20 protein-coding genes are annotated in these 22,131 nt (G+C 64.2%); 11 read left to right on the top strand and 9 right to left on the bottom strand.

The features are described 5' to 3' along the window. Positions 1-552: an RNA 2',3'-cyclic phosphodiesterase gene (gene thpR, locus B8446_RS06045; RefSeq protein ID WP_048848397.1), complete on the bottom strand. Its 552-nt coding sequence runs from the start codon at positions 550-552 to the stop codon at positions 1-3. 225 nt (positions 553-777) lie between these two features. Between thpR and B8446_RS06040 the strand changes: the two genes are divergently transcribed. From B8446_RS06040 to cyoD, 5 genes are all read left to right on the top strand, one after another. After that, positions 778-1,545, top strand: coding sequence for a Bax inhibitor-1/YccA family protein (locus B8446_RS06040; RefSeq protein ID WP_048848278.1), 768 nt, complete (start codon positions 778-780; stop codon positions 1,543-1,545). Between the two features lie 518 nt (positions 1,546-2,063). Beyond that, a complete protein-coding gene (cyoA, locus tag B8446_RS06035) occupies positions 2,064-2,996 on the top strand; it encodes a ubiquinol oxidase subunit II (protein WP_048848276.1) in 933 nt (310 codons plus the stop codon). A 4-nt stretch (positions 2,997-3,000) separates the two neighbouring features. Beyond that, positions 3,001-4,986: a cytochrome o ubiquinol oxidase subunit I gene (gene cyoB / locus B8446_RS06030; RefSeq protein WP_048848275.1), complete on the top strand. Its 1,986-nt coding sequence runs from the start codon at positions 3,001-3,003 to the stop codon at positions 4,984-4,986. Beyond that, complete coding sequence (gene cyoC, locus B8446_RS06025; protein ID WP_084712118.1) at positions 4,986-5,600, top strand: cytochrome o ubiquinol oxidase subunit III; 615 nt, start codon at positions 4,986-4,988, stop codon at positions 5,598-5,600. The genes cyoB and cyoC overlap by 1 nt, the downstream gene beginning before the upstream one ends. Beyond that, positions 5,600-5,935, top strand: coding sequence for a cytochrome o ubiquinol oxidase subunit IV (cyoD, locus tag B8446_RS06020; protein ID WP_048848272.1), 336 nt, complete (start codon positions 5,600-5,602; stop codon positions 5,933-5,935). The genes cyoC and cyoD overlap by 1 nt, the downstream gene beginning before the upstream one ends. Before the next feature lie 281 nt (positions 5,936-6,216). Here the strand turns inward: cyoD and fdxA are convergent, their stop codons facing one another. From fdxA to B8446_RS06005, 3 genes are all read right to left on the bottom strand, one after another. Continuing rightward, positions 6,217-6,549, bottom strand: a complete 333-nt coding sequence (fdxA, locus tag B8446_RS06015) for a ferredoxin FdxA (protein WP_048848270.1) — start codon at positions 6,547-6,549, stop codon at positions 6,217-6,219. Positions 6,550-6,711: 162 nt separating this feature from the next. Continuing rightward, complete coding sequence (locus tag B8446_RS06010) at positions 6,712-6,999, bottom strand: S4 domain-containing protein (protein ID WP_148505869.1); 288 nt, start codon at positions 6,997-6,999, stop codon at positions 6,712-6,714. Next, complete coding sequence (locus B8446_RS06005; protein WP_048848269.1) at positions 6,996-9,584, bottom strand: helicase-related protein; 2,589 nt, start codon at positions 9,582-9,584, stop codon at positions 6,996-6,998. Before B8446_RS06005 ends, B8446_RS06010 begins: the two co-directional genes overlap by 4 nt. A 91-nt stretch (positions 9,585-9,675) precedes the next feature. Between B8446_RS06005 and B8446_RS06000 the strand changes: the two genes are divergently transcribed. Together B8446_RS06000 and B8446_RS05995 are read left to right on the top strand one after the other, a co-directional pair. After that, complete coding sequence (locus tag B8446_RS06000) at positions 9,676-11,121, top strand: leucyl aminopeptidase family protein (protein WP_084712117.1); 1,446 nt, start codon at positions 9,676-9,678, stop codon at positions 11,119-11,121. A 306-nt stretch (positions 11,122-11,427) separates the two neighbouring features. Next, positions 11,428-11,823: a MarR family transcriptional regulator gene (locus tag B8446_RS05995; RefSeq protein WP_048848267.1), complete on the top strand. Its 396-nt coding sequence runs from the start codon at positions 11,428-11,430 to the stop codon at positions 11,821-11,823. A gap of 144 nt (positions 11,824-11,967) precedes the next feature. Here B8446_RS05995 and B8446_RS05990 read toward each other — a convergent pair whose 3' ends face one another. Beyond that, positions 11,968-13,017 (bottom strand): glycosyltransferase family 4 protein, encoded by a 1,050-nt coding sequence (locus B8446_RS05990; protein ID WP_084712116.1) that lies wholly within the window; start codon positions 13,015-13,017, stop codon positions 11,968-11,970. 110 nt (positions 13,018-13,127) lie between these two features. On the opposite strand from B8446_RS05990, the gene B8446_RS05985 reads away from it, so the two are divergent. From B8446_RS05985 to B8446_RS05975, 3 genes are read left to right on the top strand one after another with little or no spacing between them, the layout of a single operon-like run. Next, positions 13,128-15,122, top strand: a complete 1,995-nt coding sequence (locus B8446_RS05985; RefSeq protein ID WP_048848391.1) for a polysaccharide biosynthesis protein — start codon at positions 13,128-13,130, stop codon at positions 15,120-15,122. 15 nt (positions 15,123-15,137) lie between these two features. After that, positions 15,138-16,301 (top strand): DegT/DnrJ/EryC1/StrS family aminotransferase, encoded by a 1,164-nt coding sequence (locus tag B8446_RS05980; RefSeq protein WP_048848263.1) that lies wholly within the window; start codon positions 15,138-15,140, stop codon positions 16,299-16,301. Continuing rightward, entirely contained in the window at positions 16,298-16,759 is a 462-nt protein-coding gene (locus tag B8446_RS05975) for a hypothetical protein (protein ID WP_048848262.1), read from the top strand. The genes B8446_RS05980 and B8446_RS05975 overlap by 4 nt, the downstream gene beginning before the upstream one ends. A 257-nt stretch (positions 16,760-17,016) precedes the next feature. On the opposite strand, the gene B8446_RS05970 is transcribed toward B8446_RS05975, so the two are convergent. The 4 genes from B8446_RS05970 to B8446_RS05955 all read right to left on the bottom strand — a co-directional run bounded on the left by B8446_RS05970 (position 17,017) and on the right by B8446_RS05955 (position 21,492). Continuing rightward, the gene (locus B8446_RS05970; RefSeq protein ID WP_048848261.1) at positions 17,017-18,141 is read right to left on the bottom strand and encodes an AI-2E family transporter; all 1,125 of its coding nucleotides are present in this window, start codon (positions 18,139-18,141) and stop codon (positions 17,017-17,019) included. A gap of 25 nt (positions 18,142-18,166) precedes the next feature. After that, the gene (locus tag B8446_RS05965; RefSeq protein ID WP_048848259.1) at positions 18,167-20,053 is read right to left on the bottom strand and encodes an ABC-F family ATP-binding cassette domain-containing protein; all 1,887 of its coding nucleotides are present in this window, start codon (positions 20,051-20,053) and stop codon (positions 18,167-18,169) included. A 186-nt stretch (positions 20,054-20,239) separates the two neighbouring features. Next, complete coding sequence (locus B8446_RS05960; RefSeq protein WP_048848257.1) at positions 20,240-20,611, bottom strand: hypothetical protein; 372 nt, start codon at positions 20,609-20,611, stop codon at positions 20,240-20,242. Continuing rightward, on the bottom strand, positions 20,608-21,492 hold the full coding sequence (locus B8446_RS05955) for a VOC family protein (protein WP_241767657.1): 885 nt from the start codon (positions 21,490-21,492) through the stop codon (positions 20,608-20,610). The genes B8446_RS05960 and B8446_RS05955 overlap by 4 nt, the downstream gene beginning before the upstream one ends. A 204-nt stretch (positions 21,493-21,696) precedes the next feature. On the opposite strand from B8446_RS05955, the gene ndk reads away from it, so the two are divergent. Beyond that, on the top strand, positions 21,697-22,119 hold the full coding sequence (gene ndk / locus B8446_RS05950; protein WP_048848255.1) for a nucleoside-diphosphate kinase: 423 nt from the start codon (positions 21,697-21,699) through the stop codon (positions 22,117-22,119). Positions 22,120-22,131 lie beyond the last annotated feature (12 nt).

Genomic DNA, 22,131 nt, shown 5'->3' with positions numbered 1-22,131 from the left:
TCAGAAGACGTTGGCTTTCGCATCGAGTGGATAGAGGGCGCTGGGTTCATAGACCGGCGTGTCCGGCCCGCGCAGGGACTCGAACAACGTGAACGACGTGACCAGCACGGGCGGGCTTGAGAGAAGATTGTAGTTCTGCATCCAGCGCGCCACGGCGTCATGTGCCATGGGATCCATGTGAGCGATCGTCACATGGGGTTGAAAGCGGCGTTTTTCCGGCGGCAGGCCGGCACGTCGCAGGGCCGTCTCGATCCGGCTCTGAAGCTGCATCAGGGCCTCGCAGCGCGCAACGCCGATCCAGAGACGATCGAGCCTGGAGCCCGAGAACAACCCGGTTCCGCACAACGAGAGCGGAAAGGACGCGCATGAGACCCGCGAGAGGGCAAGATCGATTTCCTCCGCCTGATGGCGGCTGGTGATCTCGCCCAGGAAACGCAGGGTAAGGTGATAGTTGGCGGGCGGCACCCACGTCGCGCCCGGCAGCGAGCCTCTCAGATCGGCAAGCTGCTCGCGCTGGTCGTCGGACAGTTCGATTGCGGTGAAGAATCGCATGGGCGGCGCAGCTCCCGGCAGGTCCAACAGCGGCCCCGAATCGAGGGGGCAGGACAGCTTGTCATGGAATGCAGTACCACGCCCACCGCACGCCCGGATCCGCCCATCTTGAACCTGTCCGTGATGATACGACTTGTTAAAGCCTCTGGTGCACGAACTGCGCTATGATGCGGCAACGAGGGTCCCGTCCTTGCGGGATGTCTGCTGCTCTGGAGAAGGAAGACAATGGCGTTCACTCCGAACTATCGTGCAACCGCTGCCGGTTACGGTGCGGGCACGATTGATACGGGCCTGCGGGCCTACATGTTGCGCGTCTACAACTGGATGGCGATGGGACTCGTCGTCACGGGTATCACCGCCTACACGATCGCCGAGACAAGCCTGCGGCATGCCTTCTTTCATGCCATCATGACGCCTGGCGGCGTGGCCATCCGCCCGACGGGCCTGGGCTATATCGCCATCTTCTCGCCGCTGGTCTTCACACTCATCATGTCGGCCGGGATCAACCGGCTGTCCCGGCAGACGGTCCAGACGCTGTTCTGGGCGTTCTGTGTCGCCATGGGCGCAAGCCTTGTCAGCCTGGTGATGGGATACACAGGCCTGTCCATCGCACGTGCCTTCTTCATCTCCGCAGCGGACTTCGCGGCGATGTCGCTCTGGGGCTACACGACGCGGGCTGATCTCTCCCGCTTCGGATCGTTCCTGATCATGGGCCTGTTCGGCATCGTCATCGCATCGGTCGTCAATATCTTCATGCACAGCCCTGCAGTCATGTTCATCGTTTCGGTGGTCGGCGTGCTGGTGTTCACGGGGCTCACGGCATTTGATGCGCAGCGGATCCGGGCAACCTATGTCCAGTTCGCGTCCTATCTCGGTCCTGATGAGATGGCCAAGCGCAGCGTTTATGATGCACTTGGACTCTACTTGAACTTCATCAATCTTTTTCAGTTCATTCTGCAGTTCGTCGGGGTTCGATCCAACTCCGACAACTGATTATTGACCGAGCCGATACTTGCGTCGACAGGGCCAGCTCATCTTGAGCTGGCCCTGTTTACGTTGAAATGGACCAAATTGGTCCGATAAAGCGGCGCGAGTATTGCAGCACGCAACCTAAATTTTTTTACACAGTTTTATTCTGTCGGCTGTTGAAACTTTGCAACCCGTTGAAAACGCAAGGTTCTGGCGCGCGGGTGCCTTTTTTTTGCCGCAAAGGAAACCGTGCGCGAAGGGTTGCCTCACGATTGGTTCAGGCAGATGACAATCACAGTCGCGTCGGTTTCCAAAAGCCCGCAGGCATCATGCCTTTCCGGGACAGAGACCGGCGCATGATGTTCGTTCGGTGGGGCGGGCGTATGCCAGAGGTCGCGAGATGAGAGACGCCATGGATCATCAACGGCAGCGGGGTCAGACCCGGGACGTTCGAGGTTCCGTTTCTCATGTGACGATCAGGCAGTGCGGCCGGTTGGTTCCGCCGTCGGCTTTGATGATTGGGGTAGGAACTGGGGCAAGAGATGATAACCAAGCTTAAGCCGGCGCTCAGAGGTCTCGTACCTCTCGGCACCGTTCTCCTTTTATCAGGGTGCAGCGGCCTGGACCTGCTCGATCCGCGTGGACCGGTCGGGCTCGAGGAACGCAACGTCCTGCTCCTGGAATTCGCGATCATGATGTGCATCGTCGTCCCGACGATCGTGCTCACGATCTACTATGCGTGGAAATATCGGGCGTCGAATACGTCGGCAGAGTACCTGCCGAACTGGTCGCACTCGAACAAGATCGAGGTTGCCATCTGGGGCATCCCCACGCTGATCATCTTCGTGCTTGGCATCATCAGCTATGACACGACGCACCGTCTCGACCCGTATCGCCCGCTGAGCCCGGCTGTCGCCGGAACGAAGCCGGCGCTGAACGTCGAGGTTGTGGCGCTCGACTGGAAATGGATGTTCATCTACCCGGACCAGGGTATTGCAACCATCAACCAGCTCGCGATCCCGACCAATACACAGATCAGCTTCCGCATCACCTCCGATACGGTGATGAACTCGTTCTTCATTCCGCGCCTCGGATCGATGATCTACGCAATGGCCGGCATGCAGACGCAGCTGCATCTTCTCGCCAGCCAGTCGGGGGACTACCTGGGTGAGTCGTCGCAGTTCAGCGGTCGTGGTTTCTCGGACATGAAGTTCCGCACCCTTGCGATGGACGACAGCGAGTTCAATGCATGGGTCGACAAGGTCCGGGCATCGTCCGACACGCTCGATTCCAATGATTACAGCAAGTATGCCGCGCCGAGCGAAGCTGCTCCGGTGCAGTACTTCTCTCATGTGCAGCCCGGTCTGTTTGAGGGGATCATCGCCAAGTACAACAATGGCATGGTGATCGATAAGAGCACCGGCAAGGTCATGCACATGCAGTCCGCCATGTCCGACATGCAGATGAAGGAATAAGGCAATGTTGGGAAAGTTAACCTGGTCCGCCATACCCATTGATGTGCCGATTCTCGTCGGCACCTTCGTTGGCGTGGCCATTGCGGGCATCGCGGTGCTCGGTCTCGTCACCTATTACGGCAAGTGGGGCTATCTCTGGCGGGAGTGGTTGACGTCAGTCGATCACAAGCGTCTTGGCGCCATGTATATCATTCTTGCTGTCGTCATGCTGTTCCGCGGCTTCGCGGATGCCATCATGATGCGCACGCAGCTTGCACTCGCCTACGCCGGCAATCCCGGTTATCTGCCACCGCACCACTACGATCAGATCTTCTCCGCACACGGAACGATCATGATCTTCTTCATGGCCATGGCTTTCATGACCGGCCTGTTGAACATTGCGGTTCCGCTGCAGATCGGCGCGCGCGACGTTGCCTTCCCGTTCCTGAACTCCCTGAGCTTCTGGATGACCGCGATCAGTGCGATCCTGATCAACGTGTCCCTGTTCGTGGGTGAGTTCTCGCAGTGCGGCTGGCTTGCCTATCCGCCGCTGTCCGAGAGCCAGTTCAGCCCCGGTGTCGGCGTCGACTACTATATCTGGGCGGTTCAGCTGTCCGGTGTGGGCACGCTGCTGACGGGCGTGAACTTCTTCACGACCATCGTGAAGATGCGTGCGCCTGGCATGACCTGGATGCGCCTGCCGGTGTTCACCTGGACCGCGTTCGTCACCACGATCCTGATCATGGTGTCGTTCCCGATCCTGACGGTCACGCTCGGCATGCTGGGTCTCGACCGCTATTTCGGCATGCACTTCTTCACCAATGATGGCGGCGGCAACCAGATGCTCTACCTGAGCATGATCTGGGCCTGGGGCCATCCGGAAGTGTACATTCTCGTCATTCCGGCCTTCGGCGTGTTCTCGGAAGTCGTCTCGACGTTCTCCGGCAAGCCGCTGTTCGGCTACAAGACGATGGTCTACGCCACGTGCTCGATCGGCGTCCTGTCGTTCGTCGTGTGGGTGCACCACTTCTTCACGATGGGTGCCGGTGCCAACGTTAATACGTTCTTCGGCATCGCGACGATGATCATTGCCGTCCCGACGGGCGTGAAGATCTTCAACTGGCTCTTCACGATGTATAAGGGCCGGGTCCAGATGCATGCGTCCATGTGGTGGACGCTTGGCTTCATGATCACCTTCAGCATCGGCGGCATGACGGGCGTCATGATGGCGATGCCGGCTGCAGACTGGCTCGTCCATAACAGCCTCTTCCTGATCGCGCACTTCCACAACGTGATCATCGGTGGCGTGTATTTCGGCTACATTGCCGGCCTGAACTACTGGTTCCCGAAGGTGTTCGGCTTCAAGCTGAACGAGAAGTGGGGCATCCGCTCGTTCTGGTGCTGGTTCGTGGGCTTCTACCTGGCCTTCATCCCGCTCTACGTGCTCGGCTTCATGGGCATGTCCCGTCGTATGAACCACTACGACAATCCCGACTGGTATCCCTGGATGCTGGTTGCGGAAGCTGGCGCCATCCTGATCATGGTCGGCATCGCCTGCATGCTCGTGCAGATCTATGTCTCGATCCGTGACCGTGCGCTTCCCGAGAACGTCGACCTTACGGGCGATCCGTGGAATGGCCGTACGCTCGAGTGGTCCATCTCCTCGCCGCCGCCGGCCTACAACTTCGCAGTCGTGCCGACGGTCTATGGTCTTGATGCCTTCCATCACGACAAGGAGCTGGGTCGTCAGGGGACGCACAAGGAATTCGAACCGATCCACATGCCGAAGAATACGGCAGCGGGCGTGTTCGTCGGAGCGTTCTCGTTCCTCCTGGGCTTCGGTGCGATCTGGTATATCTGGTGGCTCGCCGCCATCAGCATGCTGGGGATCATCGTCACCGTGATCATGCGCAGCGCAAACACCGACATCGACTATTACGTGCCGGTGAGCGAGATCGAACATAACGAAGCAGAACAGTCGCGCAGGCTGGTGGCACAGGCGGCAGAGTAATGGCACACGAAGCAACCATGCACCCGTCGGAGCACGGGCACGACCAGGAGCACGGGCACGAATCGCCCGTCGTCTTCGGCTTCTGGATCTATCTGATGACGGATTGCGTCCTGTTCGGGTCGTTGTTCGCGGTGTTTGCCGTCCTGCGCGACCAGTTCGCGGGCGGTCCCACCGGCAAGGAACTGTTCGACCTCACGAACGTGGGGATCGAAACGGCCATCCTGCTTTTCAGCTCGATCACCTATGGCTTCGGGATGCTGGCGGCGCAGAAGCACAACTCAGGCGGTCTGACCGCCTGGCTTGGCGTCACCTTCCTTCTCGGCCTGTGCTTCGTGGGTCTCGAAATCAACGAGTTCACCCACATGGTGTCGGAAGGTAATGGCCCGGATCGCAGCGCGTTCCTGTCCGCCTTCTTCACGCTCGTCGCGACGCACGGTCTGCACGTCACCTTCGGGTTGATCTGGATGGCGGTGCTGATGGTCCAGAACTTCGGGAAGCAGCGCTTTACCGAGCGCATGATGAACAAGCTGACCTGCCTCAGCCTGTTCTGGCACTTCCTCGACATCGTCTGGATCTGCGTCTTCACCTTCGTCTATCTGATGAGTGTCGTCTGATGGCCCAAGCGCATCTCACAACCCCTGCCGGCGAAAGCCACGGCTCCTACGGGTCGTATTTCATCGGTTTCGTCTTGTCGGTTGTCCTGACGGCGGCAGCGTTCGCCATCGTCATGATGCACGGCATGTCGCCGACGGCGACGATCGGGGCGATTGCGGCACTCGCAGTCATCCAGGTCCTCGTCCATCTCGTGTTCTTCCTGCATCTGAGCACCAACTCGGAATCGCGCTGGAACACGATGGCGTTCGTCTTCACCGTCATCTCCGTCATCCTTCTGGTTGGCGGCACGCTGTTCATCATGCACGACACCAGCGTCAACATGATGTCGCGTTGATCTGTCGTCCCTGCATCGCGCTGGCGCGATGCAGGGATTTGCAGGCAAGGAAAAAGGCCGACCGGGATATCCCGGCCGGCCTTTTCTTTTGGAACCATCAGAATTTTGAGAGACAGTGTAAGACAGCTTCTCCGGCTGCGAGCCTGATGCGCCTTGCATCAGCTCCAGCGGAACGGGGCCGACACATCAGGTGCACGCCGGCGACGCCGAGAGTGTAGGACACAAAAAAGCCGGTCGGAGATCCGACCGGCTTTCTGTCTTCAGGCGCTGGCCCGCGAGCTTCAGCCCTTATGAGGTGCGTCCGACAGCAGCTCTGCCTTGCCCGGCTTGTCGCGCCATTCGTCCGCATCGGCCGGCGGCGTGCCCTTGCGGGTGATGTTCGGCCAGAGAGCCGAAAACTTCGTATTCGTCTCGGCCCAGACGGCTGCGCGATCGTCGCTGTCGGGCACGATGGCTTCGGCCGGGCACTCCGGCTCACACACGCCGCAGTCGATGCATTCGTCGGGATTGATGACCAGGAAATTGTCGCCTGCGTAGAAGCAGTCCACGGGGCAGACTTCAACACAATCCATGTATTTGCAGCGAATGCAGTTTTCCGTGACCACGTAGGTCATCGCGCTCTCCGATCTTCCAATCCAAGGAACGGGCGACCATGCGCCCCGTCTCCACGCCTGCGCGGCGGTGAAGGCAGTGTGCGTGCAGGACACGCGGTAACTGCCACAGTGACCGGGATGATATGCGGGGCTTTGCGCCGCCTTGCAAGCACTCCGAAGCTGCTAAAGTTCCTCGTAGACGCCGATTGTCTCACGCGGCGAGCCACGTTTTTCAACAAGGGCCAGAACGCGAAGGACGCGCACCTCCGGAGACGGGTGTGCAGGCAGCGTCAGCACGTCGCCTACGCGGACGCGCGCATGAGGTTTGTCCGTCTCCATTCGATTGATACGGATCCGGCCCTGTTGCACGAACGCCGTGCAGGCCGAACGGGTGCGGGCAATGCGCGCATGCCACAGCCACAAATCAAGCCGTTGGCTCGGGGCGACGCCTGTGTCAGGCTCTTTCCTCAAGGCGGCGTCGCCTCGCGCCAGCGCGCCAGGGCAGCGAATGCACCACTCGGCTCCCCCGGTGTCCGGCGCGGCGTCGCGGGACGGTGCCGGTTGCGTCTCGAAACACCCCGTGCGCCGGATCGGCGAACGGAAAGCAGCATCAGCGGCGCAGGCGGGCCGAAGGGCTTGTCTGTCCGCTTTGGCAACTGCGCGGCGGTGTGTGCGATGCCGAGCCCGCGCAGCACCGCCGGCACGTCCGCACTTGCGACACCAAACCACGAGGCAAGCACGTCGGGTGCCGGTCGCGCGCCTTTGCGCGTCAGATGAGCCAACGTCACCGTGATCCGTTCCGCAACATCCAGGCGGAGCCAGATCGGACCGGCCGCGACCCATCCCAGCCGTTCGGCATCGGGCTCATCCGCCGTGGACGGCACCGATACGCGTTCCGGCACGAGGGACGTTGCCGGGGCGCTGGTGTCGCCACGCCATATCCGGAACAGCGCGGCGCGGACCCGCATGGCCTCAGGCTTGAGGGCCGCCTGGCAGAAAACGGCCTGCGAGCCGACCGAAATACCGTGACGCCGAAGTGTATCACGGGCCGGTTTCGGCAGCGCCGTGTCGGCTGCGGTCAGTGCCGTGACGCCGCCATCTTCTTCGAGGCGGTGGGCGAGACCACGCAGCGTCCCGTTGGAGCGGATCGCGGCGCACGCGCGCAGGAGCGCGGCAAGGGCGTCGGTCACCCTTTTCGACACGACGTCCTGCAGCCGGACCGCCACCTGATCGCGCTGTCCCGCATGCAGGAACTCGCCCGGCAGAATTCGCACTGCGGGAGCCAGCAATCCACGGCCCTTGACGAGGCGTGCGACGGGGACGCCGAGCCATGCGACCTGAAGTCGTTGCCAGTCGACGGCAAATGCCTCTTCCTCAGCCGTCACGAGTGCTTGGACACGCCGTGGCATTTCGTGTTTGAGCGCCTGCTTGCCGGCCTTCAGCACGTGCTTCTGCTCGGGGCCTGACAGGGTTGCGTCCGGATGAAGCGCAAAGCCCACCATGCGGCCGATCGCGTGGCCTTCGACCACGACGTCGCCGTCCTTCGTCACGGCAGACAGCAACCGCCGATCGCCGTCGTCGTCCAGCCGCCGCAGCAGGGACGTGGCGCGACGGTCGACGAAGCGCGTAGTCAGGCGCTCATGCAGCGCGTCGGACAGCGTATCTTCCACGGCACGGGCGCGCGCCTGCCAGTGCGCCGCATCGCGGCTCCATTCCGTCCGCGCGGCGACATAGGTGCACACGCGCACGCCCGACAGCCGGTGCATCAGCGTGTCGATGTCGCCATCGACACGATCCAGCGCACCAAGCTGGCCCTCGAACCAGGTCGGCGGGATGGCGCCATGGCGCCGCAAGGTGAAGAACAGCCGCGCGCAGAGCCTGAGATGGCTGTCGTCGCCCAGTTTCCGGAAATCGGGGATCTGGCAGACGTCCCAGAGCAGTTGCGTTCTCGACCGGCCACGGGCCGCCTCGACGATCTCGGCATCCTGAACCAGCGCATCCAGCGTCGCGAGATCCGAGGCCACGCGTCCCGCCGTCAGTCCGGGCATGGCGGGCGGGCGGAGCAGGCTCTCGAGAAGCGGCATCGGACCGGAAAAATCGAGCGCTGAATTACGCCATGACAGGCGGGCAATCGGGTCGAAACGGTGCGTCTCGATGGCCTCAATCAGCGATGGCGACATCGGCGGGCAGTCGCCGGTGGTGCCGAACGTTCCGTCACGCATGCCGCGTCCCGCGCGCCCTGCGATCTGGGCGACTTCCTGCGGCAGGAGAGGGCGGGGCGAGGTGCCGTCGAACTTGCTCAGGCCCGCCAGTGCCACATGGCCGACGTCCATGTTCAGCCCCATCCCGATCGCGTCCGTCGCGACCAGATAATCCACTTCCTTGTTCTGGTAGAGCGCCACCTGTGCGTTGCGGGTGCGCGGAGAAAGCTGCCCCATGATGACGGCACAGCCGCCGCGACGCCTGCGGATGACTTCGGCGATGGCGTAGACCTCGGCGGCCGAGAACGCGACGATCGCCGAGCGCGCCGGAAGCTTGGACAGCTTGATGGGGCCGGCGTCCAGAAGGCCGGACAGGCGCGGTCGCGTCTCGATCTCCACGCCCGGTACCAGACGCATCATGATCGGGCGGATCGTCTCCGCGCCGAGAAACAGGGTCTCCACAAGTCCGCGCGCGTGCAGCAGACGGTCCGTGAAGACATGTCCGCGATCGGGATCGGCGCAGAGCTGGATCTCGTCGACGGCCACGAATTCGGCCTGGAGATCCAGCGGCATCGCCTCGACGGTGCAGGAGAACCAGCGCGCCCCGTCGGGGACGATCTTCTCTTCCCCGGTGATGAGGGCGACCGCGCCCGCACCCTTGATCGCGACCATCCGGTCGTAGTTCTCGCGTGCGAGCAGGCGTAGTGGAAAGCCGATGATGCCGGACGCATGCGCGAGCATGCGCTCGAGCGCATAATGGGTCTTGCCGGTGTTGGTCGGTCCGAGCACCGCGCGGACGCGCTTCGGCATGGCGAAGCCCCGCGCGGAGCCCGGCGCGTGCTGCGGCCCCTGCATGCCACGATGCTGTGGCGCGCGACGCGGGAACGCAAGGGGGCAGCGTCCCGATACCTCATGTAAGAAGAATGATGACCGCAGGATGAGGACGATGATGATGGACCAGTTGCCGCAACGCGCCGCTTCCGAGGGGCCGGACTGCTTCGTGGCACCTTCCGACGGGGCGGTGCGTGAAGTGCTTGTGGTCCCGGAAGGAGAAGCGGCTTTCGACGTGCTGCCCGAGTCGGCGCGGGCATTCGTGCGTGATGCCGGTTTCGCGGCAAAGCCCGGCCAGATCGCACTCGTGCCGGGCGCGCAGGGCGTGGCGTCCGCGCTTCTGACCGTGGCGGGGGGAGAGATACGCGATGCCTTGCGTTTCGCACCGCTCGCGACCGGCCTTCCCAAGGGGGACTGGCGGGTGACGCGGGCAGGGCAGCATGCGCAGGCCGTTGTCGATGGATGGGATGACGATCTGATCCTTGGGTTTGCCATGGGCGCCTATCGCATCCGTCGCGATGCGGCGCCCGCCGTGCGACTCGTGGCGCCGGTGACGAACGGCGTCGGGCATGCACTGGCAGCGGCCTGCTGGCTGGGACGCGACCTGATCAATCGGCCGGCCAATCTGCTCGGGCCGGTGGAGCTGGCGGACATCGCCGTCTCGGTGCTCGCCGATGCGGGCGCACATGCCGAGAGTATCGGTGGCGATGCGCTGGCGACCGAGTATCCATGTCTCGCCCATGTCGCCGCCGGCTCGGATCGGCCGGGTCGCGTCATTCGAGCATCGTGGCGGGGCAGCCGCGCGCCCGACACCGCGCCCCATATCGCTCTGGTCGGCAAAGGAGTGTGCTTCGATACGGGCGGCTACGATATCAAGCCGTCGTCCGGCATGCTTCGCATGAAGAAGGACATGGGGGGCGCTGCGCTGATGCTCGCGCTGGCATCGGCCATCATCGCGCAGGATCTCCCCGTGCGTCTGACCATCCGGATCGGGTGTGTGGAAAACAGCATCTCCGGCCACGCCATGCGACCTTCCGACGTCGTCCGCACGCGCTCGGGCCAGACGGTCGAAATCGGCAACACGGATGCGGAAGGGCGTCTCGTGCTGTGCGACCTGCTCGACGAAGTGTCCTCACTCGCACCCGACCGCATCATCGATGCCGCGACTCTGACGGGCGCTGCACGGGTGGCACTCGGACCCGATCTGCCGGCATTGTTCAGTAATGACGCTCTATTCGCGCAGGCGATACTCGGGGCCGCCGAACATTCAAGCGATGATATGTGGCGCCTGCCTCTCTGGCATGGCTATTCGTCATGGCTTGCATCAAATGTGGCTGACTGCGGCAACGTATCGGCGAAGCCCATGGCCGGTGCAATCACGGCGGCGCTGTTCCTGGAGAAATTCGTAAAACCTCAGATTCCGTGGGCTCATGTCGATACATATGCCTGGAACGACTCAAGCCGCGCCGGCCGGCCCGAGGGCGGGGAGACATTGGGGCTGCGTGCCCTTTATGGCGCAGTATTACAAACAATTAAGGCTTGGGAGAGCTCCGCCACCTGATGTCACAAAAAGAAGACTGAACTCGTTACGCGCGAAGTCCTATATGGGGTTCAGATCGTTCCCAAAGGCGACCGCCTGAGTCGGTGCTGACCCCACGGAAACTTTCGTCATGATGCTTCGTTGCGGCTTATTAACCAGTCCGGGCGCAGAATGATGAGAAGCCGAAGACCGGGGCATCAGTGTCGGGACAGGTGGCCGGCGCGGGAGCGCAATATGATGATCGGTGCGGGACGGTTCGTGCCCCGCACGAATTGACAATGCGGCGTCCGGCGACGGTCCGGTGCGGCCCGCACGAGGAGACAATTGATGAGCCAGGCAACCAACGACCAGATGCTGACCCTTCTGCGCGACACCATCGTCGCGATGGTCCGCAAGGATGGTCCCGATCTGTCAGCACGCCAGCTGGGCGTTTTCCTGACCTGCTACCTGCAGGACGGTGCGCACACGGTTCGCGGCCTCGCCGCCGACCTCAATGTATCGAAGCCCGCGATCACCCGTGCGCTCGACCGTCTGGGCGAGCTGGATCTGGCACGTCGCAAGGTCGATCCGCTGGATCGCCGCTCGGTGCTGGTGCAGCGCACGCTCAAGGGCTCCGCGTTCCTGCGTGACATGCGCAGCGTCATGAACGAAGCGTCGGGTGCGAAGGCCACCAAGACGGTCAAGGCGCCGGTCGCCCGTGTCGGCGCACGCCGCGCCGGCTGATCCTCGGTTCTCGAGGCTGATCTGGAAAAGGGCGCCTTGTCAGGCGCCCTTTTTTGTTGCCGGTCGAGGATCTCATGATCCGATCGTAACAGGCGCGACAAGCGCGTCTGTTACCGCAAGACGTTCCATCTTTTAACGGGAACGTCACCAGATCCCGATATCGCGACGGCGCGCGCAGACACAGACAGCAGCACACCAGGCCAGCTGGGGCAGGATGACAGCAACGAGCCCGAGTGATGGGTGCGTTTGCCCGATATACAGGGCCGCGTATGCGCCCCAGCCGACGAACATCCAGTGCAGAAGCGTAATCGCCACGGGCTTTGCGCCACAACGAACGGCTATTTGATAGAGATGTCCACGATGTGCCTGAGCCAGGCGATGGCCTGCCCAGGCACGACGGACAAGCGTGAAGATAACATCGAACAGGATCGCGGACAGGAGCGAGGGCGCAAGCCATGGCGGCACCGCCCCGCTGATCGTCAGTTCGTAGGCGGCTCCTGCCAGCATCAGCCCTGCGCCCTGGCTGCCGACATCGCCCATGAAGATCCGTGCCCTTGGAAAATTGAAGGGCAGGAACGCGGCCAGGCAGCAGGCGAGCAGAATCAGCAGCGCTGCCATGCCAGCAGACGTCAGCGTCTGGGCATGCGCCATCGTCGTGGCCGCCAGAATGGCCGCGGACAAGGCCATGCATCCCGAGCACAGGCCGTTGAGACCGTCGACGAAGTTCAGGGCATTCGTCGTGAGCAGGAGCCACATGAATCCGCCGACGCACAGCAGGCCCGTGATTGGCAAGGGGGCAGGACTCAGCGTACCGAAAATCACGATCAACGCGGCCAGGCCCTGGGCGCCGAGCTTGTAGCGCGCGGCAAAGGAATGAATGTCGTCCGCCCAGGAAATGGCACCGAGAAACACACCGGCCACCACAACGGCGGCGAAGGACAGGTCTGGCCAGCCTGCGCCGAGGCTCAGTCGCACCGGGATCGCAAAGAGAACGACGCCTCCGAGAATGCCGATGCCGCCACCTTTCGGAATGGGACGGGTATGCGCGCTCCGCTCGACCGGTACATCCATGACCCGAAGCTGGAGCGCCATGCGTACGAGGATGGCCGTCGTCACCATGGCGGCCAGAAGAAGAACGACGGTCATCGCTGCCACGACTTTCGGTGCGAGAACGGCAATCGGGGGAGGGGCCATCGCGGATACCGCATGGTCTGCGCTATAGGGGGAGGGTGATGGCTTCGCAATGTCAGGATGACCCGACTGTTCCGCGCGCGCGCGCGGCCCCGACCGGAAACGGAGGCACCGTGCGGGGCGCTTCCGGCGCTTCCACTGGCGGCCCGGTCTGGCCCAATCAGCGGCCGGGCGCGCGAATCGCGGTCAACATCGTGTTCGATGGCATTGTTTCGGCACTGGCGGCGCCGGTCGCCCGCTATCTGGCCGATCCGCATGGCGGGCTGCTTCATCCGCTGTGGTTCGTGGCCGGTGGCGCGATCACCCTCCTGGTCAGCGGCGTACCGTTCCGCATGCCCCAGCAATACTGGCGTTTCTCCGGCGTCGCCGATCTGGTCAGCATCGCCGGCGCGTCGGCGGCGAGTGCCGCCCTGTTCGCGGCGGGCCTCTGGGCAACCGGTTATCCGCTGCCGACCCCGACCTTTCCGATCATCCATGCGCTGGTCCTGCTGGTCAGCCTTGGCTCCGTACGCATGGCAAGCCGGCTGGCCGCCCGCAGGCGCCGATCCGTGGCGCGGCGCCGGATCGTGCTTGCAGGCCCCGACCTGGCTGCGGACCTGTTCCTGCGGGCGCTGGAACGTGACCCCGAAGGCAGCGAGGTCGTGGGGCTTCTGACCGAAGGCGCGCGTCAGGCGGGGCGGCGCATTCACGGCGTGCCGATCCTGGGCGTGCTCTCCGATCTCGATCAGGTGCTCTCCCGACTGGCGCAGGCGCAACGCACGCCCGATCTGGTTGTGCTGACGGACCCGGATCTGCGCGGGGCTGGGCTCGCGGCGGTGTTGGAAGCGGCACAGAGACGCGGGATCGCCGTTCAGCGTACGCCTTCGTTGATGACGCTGACGCCCGCCGACCGGGTCGAACTGCGGCCGGTCGCGATCGAGGACCTGCTCAATCGGCCGCAGGTTCCGCTCGATCGGGAAGGCATCTCGCGCATGATCGCAGGCTCCGTCGTGCTGGTGACCGGAGCGGGCGGGACGATCGGTTCGGAACTGGCGCGCCAGATTGCAGCCTTCCAGCCGGAACGCCTTCTGCTGCTCGATCACGGTGAGTTTGCCCTCTGGCAGATCGATCTCGAGATTTCCGAGCAGTCGCCGGAAGTCGATCGGGTTGCCCTCATAGCTGACGTGCGGGATCGGACGCGGATCGCCGCCCTGTTCGCGCAGTATCGCCCGGAACTCGTTTTCCACGCCGCGGCGCTCAAGCATGTTCCGATTGTCGAGAACAATCCGTTCGAAGGCATCCTGACCAATGTGATCGGCAGCCGGATCGTCGCGGATTGCGCGCGAGCCGCGGGTGCCCGGGCGATGGTCCTGATCTCTACCGACAAGGCCGTGAACCCCTCAAGCCTCATGGGCGCGTCCAAGCGATGCGCCGAGATCTATTGTCAGGCGCTGGACAAACGCGCCCGTGCCGAGGGAGGCCAGGACATGCGATGCGTGACCGTGCGCTTCGGAAATGTCCTGGGCTCGACGGGGTCGGTGGTGCCGCTCTTCCGGCGCCAGCTCGAACGCGGTGGCCCGCTGACCGTGACCCATCCCGACATGACGCGCTATTTCATGACGGTGCCGGAAGCGGTCGGGCTTGTGTTGCAGGCAGCACGGCGCGGCACTGTCGCGGTTGCGTCCGAGCAGGGAGCCGGGACGGAGGCGATCCTGCGCAACGGCGGCATCTTCGTGCTCGACATGGGGGAACCCGTCAGGATTCTCGACCTTGCGCGGCAGATGATCAGATTGGCCGGGTTGCGCCCCGACGAGGACATTGCGATCACGATCACAGGCCTTCGTCCAGGCGAAAAGCTGTTCGAGGAGCTGTTCCATGGTCGCGAGGCCCCGGTGCCGACGGATGCCGCCGGCCTTCGGATCGCACGGCCGCGCACGGTCGACCTTCTCGAGGCCGAGACCCTGCTCGACAGACTGGCAACAGTCTGTCACGCAGAAGACCTCGATCGCGCGCTGGCGATTTTGCGCGACCTGGTGCCGGAGTTCGCCCACAATCCCGACGGGGTGGTCACCCCACCTCCGTCCCGGCCGCATGCTGCGTCTCCGGCTGCTCATGAGCCGATCGCCTGAGGACCAAGAAGTCAGATGACACAGAGCCCGCCCATCGCCTTTCTCGACCTGCCGAAGCAGCAATCGCGTCTGCACGATGCGATCCGGACCCGCATCGATGCGGTTCTCTCTCATTGCCGGTTCGTGATGGGCCCCGAGGTCGAGGAACTGGAGCAGAGACTGGCCGCCTATTGCGGCGCAGCGCACTGCATCGCCGTGTCGTCCGGCACCGATGCCTTGCTGATGGCACTCATGGCCGAGGAGATCGGCCCGGGCGATGCCGTCTTCCTGCCGGCATTCACATACACCGCGACGGCCGAGGTCGTGCTGCTGCTGGGGGCGACCCCGGTCTTCGTCGATGTCGATCCCGCGACCTTCCAGATCTCCCCGGCCGATCTGGCGATCCGGATCGGGCAGGTCCAGGAGGGCACCGAACTCGACCCTCGGGCGATCATCGGCGTCGATCTGTTTGGTCAGCCTGCCCCCTGGGACGAGCTGCGCGCGATCGCTGAACGCGAGGAACTGGCATTGTTCGCCGATTGCGCGCAGGCGTTCGGCGGCGCGTATCACGGTCGCAAGTTGGGCCGCGAAGCCCGGGCTACGACGCTGTCGTTCTTCCCGTCCAAGCCGCTTGGCGGCTATGGCGATGGTGGCGCGATCCTGACGGATGACGCATCTCTCGCCGATCTGTACCGCTCGCTGCGCAGCCACGGAGAAGGCAAGACCCGGTATGAGGTTCTGCGCATCGGACTGAACGCGCGCCTCGACACGTTGCAGGCTGCGGTTCTTCTCGCCAAACTCGATGCCTTCGAGGCGGAACTTGCGCGTCGCGACGAGATCGCGCGGGCGTATGACGCGGGCCTGCGCGATATCCTGCAGACGCCCACCCGCGTTGCGGACAGCCAGAGTGCCTGGGCGGTCTATTCGGTGCTGGCGGCCGATACCGCATCGCGCGACAGCCTCCAGCAGGCCTTGCGCGATGCAGGCGTGCCGAGCGCCATCTATTATCCGATGCCCCTTCACTGGCAGCCGGCCTACAGGGACACCCACGATTCGGCCATTTCACTGCCTGTTGCCGAGAGCCTCGGCACGCGTATCCTGGCCCTGCCAATGCAACCGGAACTTACTGACATGGAGGTTCAACGCGTGATCGACACCGCTCGCACCTGGGCGACCCAGGCCGCAGAGGCACGACTGTGAGGCGCGAAACGGCGATCGTCGCCGGGTTTGTCGTCGTCGTTGCCGGATCGGCAGCGCTGGTCTGGAGCTTTGCGCTGCCCAACCTGGTGCCGCTCCATGTGCCGAAGTTCGTCAGCGTGGCCATGGTGTCGGGGCCCAGTCGCCAGCAGACGATCCTGACGCCGCAGCAGGTGAGCGATCTCAACAGGTGGATCGACGGGACGACCCATGAATGGGGCCCGTTGAGCTCCACACCGCCATCGTCCGGCGACGCCGTGCTGACGCTGCATCCCGAACACGGCGCCGACTACACGATGACCGTCTGGCTCGGTATCAGTGCCGGCGACTGGAACGACGCGGCCGTTTTGCAGCGCGGCGAGGGAAGCAAGGCGCGCTACGCGACACTTCCCGAACACGACTTCGCACCGCTTCGGCATATCGTTCAGCCCGAGCAGTTTCAGCAGGCTGACGCCCCCTGAGCTTCAGGTTCCTTGCGTCACCTAGGGACCGGTAAGTGCGGTGATGCGGATTGCCAAATAGTTGGCACGGCACGCCGCAATCCGGGATGGACTGTCTGACGGCCGTATTGCCGGTCCAACCTTCGTCCAGACGCCGTGGCCCTGCGATCGCAGCGTCATGATTTACAAGAATTTTCACGTGCTTGTGGCCGGGTGCGCAACCCAGTCCTTCGCAGAGGACCGGGCTTGCGGAAACAGGACCGTAAGGACGGCCGGGCCTAGTCGCTCTTGCTCAGCCCGTCGGGAGATTCCGGCCCGTTTCCGACCCGGACATCGGGTGCAAGCGGGGCGGTCGAGCGATCGCCTATGGCAAGCAGGGCAGCCGTCAGAGGCGATGCCAGAACCAGACCCGGGACACCCAGGATCGAGCTGAACACCGTCTGCGACAGGATGGTAAGGGCAGGCGGCATGTGAACCGCATGGCGCTGGATCAGCGGAGCCATCACGTTGCCTTCGAAGAACTGGATGACGGAATAAAGGATCGCAACCAGAATCCCTTCGCGCGTGCCCTGCGACAGGCCGATCATGATGGCAGGAATGGCCCCGAGAAACGCGCCGATATAGGGAATGAAGTTGCACAGGCCCGCGAGGACGCCGAGTGCCAGCGCCAGAGGCACGCCGATGACGCTGAGGCCGATGCCGGAGAGCAGGCCCACCACGCACATATCCAGAGCCTGACCCGCCGTCCAGGCCCAGAGCGTTGCGCCCGCGGCAAGCGTCAGACGCCGGACCATCGGGCGATGCGGCTCCGGAAACAGCCGCAGCACACCATTGATGTAGAGCGCCGGAGACAGCGCGAAATAAAGTGCCGCGATCAGAATGACCGCGAGCGTTCCCAGTGCGCCGAAGGCGGAGCTGAGGATGCCGGTCACGGAGCCCGCGAGCCCCGAGCTGAAATCCCCGATGCCGCCGCCCTGCTGGTTGCCGCCCAGCGAGCTCGGCAGATGGTCGAGCGCCACCCGTCCCCATTCCGAGGCATTGAGACGATCGTGCCAGGTTCCGACCTGGGTCACGGTCGCCTGTTTCAGCAGCATGAACTGGGTCGCGATCCGCGGGCCGCTGCTCCAGACCAGCAGGGCGACAAGCCCCAGGATCACGAGAACGGCGAGGAAGATGGCGAGCTGATAGGGGATCGGCACGACCTTGCGAAACATCCGCGCGATGCCGTTCAGGATGACGGCACAGAGGATCGCGGCGAACGCGACCATCAGGACGTCCTTCATCAGCCAGACACCGACGGTCAGTGCCGTCAGGATCACGGTGAAGCGTGCAAGCCGGAACAGGCGGGACAACTCGGTGGGTGTCGTGTCCTGCCGGGCGAGGGAGAGATCGGTGTCGTTCATGGAGCCTGTCGCGTTGAGAAGACCATCAAGCGTCGCGCGCGGCCTCGAGTTCGGCTTCCGCTTCGAGCCACGCTGTTTCGGCGGCTTCTTCCTGGGCGCGCACGGCTGCGAGGCGGGCATTGATCCGTGCGATTTCGCCGCCATCCCCGCGTTCGTAAAGGGCCGGATCGGCAAGTCTGGCCTCGATCGTGGCCCGTTCCGCGGAAAGCTGCGCCATCATGCGCTCGGCAGCCTGAGCCTGCTTGCGTAATGGCGCCTGTGCCCGGCGCGTCTCCGCGCGGTCGCGACGTTCGTTCTTGCGCGCCGGCGTTTCGGCACGCTCGACGGTTTTCGCCCGTGCCGCCCGTGCGCGTTCGATCAGCCACGCGCGATAGGCGGCCATGTCGCCCTCGAACGCGCTGATGGTGCCGTCTTCCACGAGCCACAGGCGATCCGCGACCGATTCCACCAGATGCGCGTCATGGCTGATCAGCACGACGGCGCCTTCGAACGCCGCAAGCGCCCGGATCAGCGCATCGCGCGCATCGATGTCGAGATGGTTGGTCGGTTCGTCGAGCAGCAGGAGATGGGGCGCATCACGCGTCGCGAGCGCGAGCAGCAGCCGCGCCTTTTCACCCCCCGACAACTCGCCCACGCGCGTCTCGGCCCGCAGCGCGTCGAGGCCGAAGCGCGCGAGCTGCGCGCGCACCGCCGTTGGCGCTGCGTCCGGCAGGGCACGGGCCATGTGGTCGATGGGCGTTTCGTCCAGCACCAGCTCGTCCGTCTGGTGCTGGGCGAAATAGCCGATCCGGAGCTGGCGTGAATGGCTCATCGTGCCGCTCATGGGCGCGAGACGACTGGCGATCAGCTTGGCGAAGGTCGATTTGCCGCGCCCGTTCTGTCCGAGCAACGCGATCCGGTCCTCCAGATCGATACGGAGCGACAGGTTGCGCAAAACGACGCGGTCGCCATAGCCGACGCTGACGCGGTCGAGCGACAGCATCGGGGGCGGCAAGGGGCTGGGTTCGGGAAAGTCGAAGCTTTGAGGCGTATCCTCGATGACGCTGTCGATCTGCGGCAGTTTCTCGAGCGCCTTCAGGCGTGCCTGCGCCTGGCGGGCCTTGGTGGCCTTGGCACGGAAACGATCGACGAAGCTCTGCATATGCGCACGCTGGGCCGCGATCCGGGCCGCGGCGCGGTTCTGCTGCATGGCCTGCTCGGTGCGGATACGCACGAATTCCTCGAAGCCGCCCGGCGTCAGCGAAAGCCTGCCCTGATCAAGATGCGCAATGGAATCCACGCAGGCATCGAGCAGGCCGCGATCATGGCTGACGATGATCGCGGCACCCGAGAAGCGCTGCAGCCAGCCTTCGAGCCAGAGCGCCGCCTCGATGTCGAGATGGTTGGTCGGCTCGTCGAGTAGCAGGAGGTCGGGGTTCAGGAACAGCGCAGTCGCCAGTGCCACGCGCATGCGCCAGCCGCCGGAAAAGTCGGAGACCGGACGGCCCTGTGCCTCGTGATCGAAACCGAGGCCCGAGAGGATGGCGCTGGCGCGCGCGGGAGCACTGTGGGCATCGATCGCCAGAAGGCGCTCGTGAATGTCACCGAGTTCCGTGGGGGCGCTCGTCGTCTCGGCCGCATGGAGCAAGCGCGTGCGTTCGAGATCGCCGTCCAGCACGGTATCGATCAGGGATGCGCTCCCTGCCGGCGCTTCCTGCTTCACACGCCCCATCGTCGCGCGCGCGGAAAGCGTGATCATCCCGCCGTCCGGCGTGATGTCGCCGGCAATCAGCGCGAGCAGCGTCGATTTTCCGGCGCCATTGCGCCCGACAAGGCCAACCTTCCGGCCGGGATCGATGGCGAGCGATGCCCCTTCCAGCAGGGGCCGTCCGGCGATGCGAAAGCTCAGATCGGTGATGGTCAGCAGGCTCAAGAAGGAAGGCTCCGGTCACGACGGGTCCGACAGGTGGCGCGTGTTATGGGACGCACAGCGCTACTTGTCGAAGGGTCATGCGAGGCAGGCCCGCTTCACCATTGGTTTGTCGTGGATTTTGGCGCTGTTTGCTGCTCTGTGGCCACGCCTTTCCGCGTGGCCCGCACGTCGTCGCCTGTCCTGCCTTCAGCGACCATGTCCGCCCCCGCCACCGCCGTGGAATCCGCCGCCTCCGCCATGGAAACCACCACCGCCGCCATGGAAGCCGCCACCCGGGCCGCCTCCGGGACCGCCCATGCGGCGGCCGCCGGGCATGCCGGGCATGTGAGGTCCGCCGCGCATGCCGCCATGCCAGCCTCGATACGGACCGACACCGTATCCGGGGCCCCAACCGCCGCCCCAGCCACCCCAGCCGCCGCCCCAGCCGCCGCCATAGTTGCCGTAGTAGTTGCCGCCGTAGGGATCACCATAGACCGGACCGCAGGCGCCCAGCGTCAGCACGGAAGCGACGGCGCCCGCGAGAGCCGCCCCCTTGATGATGCGTGACAGGCCGTTCATTTCGCAGTCTCCGCCGGGGCGTCATCCGGCCACTCGAGCAGCCCCAGTGCCGCGCCCGTGGGATCGATCACGATCGCGACCTTGCCGCCGTCGTGATCCACATAAGGAGCCACGGCGACGCGGCCGCCCAGTGCCTGGGCCTTGGCCGTTGCGGCCGCGATATCGGCCACGCGAACGAAGCGCAGCCAGTGGGCCGGTACAGACCCGGCGCGGGGCGGCAGCGGGTTGATGCTCGCCCGCGCAAAGTTCTGGGACGCGAGGACGAAGTGATTCGCATCGCCGGCCGCGCTATATGGCGTGGCGCCCAGAAGTGACGCGTAGAATCCGGCTGCCGTTGCCGGAGCCGGGGTGTGAAGCGACGACCAGATCCACTCGCCCTGGGCCGCGGCATCGTCGGCAGGGTCGCCGGATACTGCATGCAGGAGTGCGAATGTGCCGCCTTCCGGGTCGGACAACACGGCCTCGCGGCCGAGGCCCGGTACATCGCGCGCCGGGGCGAGTACCCGGGCGCCGCGTTCCCGCGCTTCGGCGACCGCACGGTCCACGTCTGCCACCGAGAAGAAGACGAGCCATGAGGCGTGCACGCCGGGACGATCGGGCAGGGGACGTTCGATCAGGCTTGCGACGTTACGCCCGTCCGACATCGCCTCGGCGTAGTGCCAGTGACTGGTGGGCACATCGCGGAACGTCCAGCCGAACATGCCGCCATAGAAGCGTTCGGCGTCCGCAAGGGATGGCGTGACAAGCTGTGTGAAGACCGGCTTGCCCGGCAGCGACGCTCCGGTCGTCGAGATAGGCGGAAAGCCCGTGTGGGCGGCGCGTGCCGCGCCGGTCAAGGCAGCGGCTCCGAGCAGAACCGCGGTCAGTCGAGGAAAGCGCAACAGAACAACCTCCGCGTGGAAACAGGCATATGTTGATAAACGCGGCGACGGGCGCGCGATGACGATCTGGAAACTACGCGAAACGGCCCCTTCCGGTTTCGGTGGAGGTCTATCGTGATGGCGCCAGATGGTCTAAGTGGCCCGCTGAGATCGGCCTTGTACTTCGGACGGCGGCCGATGCGACCATCAGACGGAGACATCATCATGGCTACCGAGCGCACCCTTTCGATCCTCAAGCCCGACGCGACCCGTCGCAACCTGACCGGCAAGATCAATGCCGTGTTCGAGGAGGCGGGCCTTCGCATCGTCGCACAGAAGCGCATCAAGCTGTCCGACGAGCAGGCCGGCGCATTCTATGCCGTCCACAAGGAGCGTCCGTTCTACGGGAGCCTCGTTGCGTCCATGACGTCCGAGCCGGTCGTGGTGCAGGTCCTCGAAGGCGAGGGTGCAGTCGCTAAGAACCGTGAAGTCATGGGGGCCACCAATCCGGCACAGGCCGCCGACGGCACGATCCGCAAGCTGTTCGCCGAGAGCATCGAAGCGAACTCGGTCCATGGTTCGGACAGCCTCGAGAACGCGGCGATCGAGATCGCCTTCTTCTTCGCGCAGACCGAAATCCTGCCGTAAGATCTCTGCCGC

The sequence above is a fragment of the Tanticharoenia sakaeratensis NBRC 103193 genome (assembly GCF_000963885.1).
Classification (GTDB): Bacteria; Pseudomonadota; Alphaproteobacteria; order Acetobacterales; family Acetobacteraceae; genus Tanticharoenia; species Tanticharoenia sakaeratensis.
The sequence above is the reverse complement of the archived record's forward strand: the minus strand, read 5'-3'. Positions and strand labels throughout refer to the sequence as shown.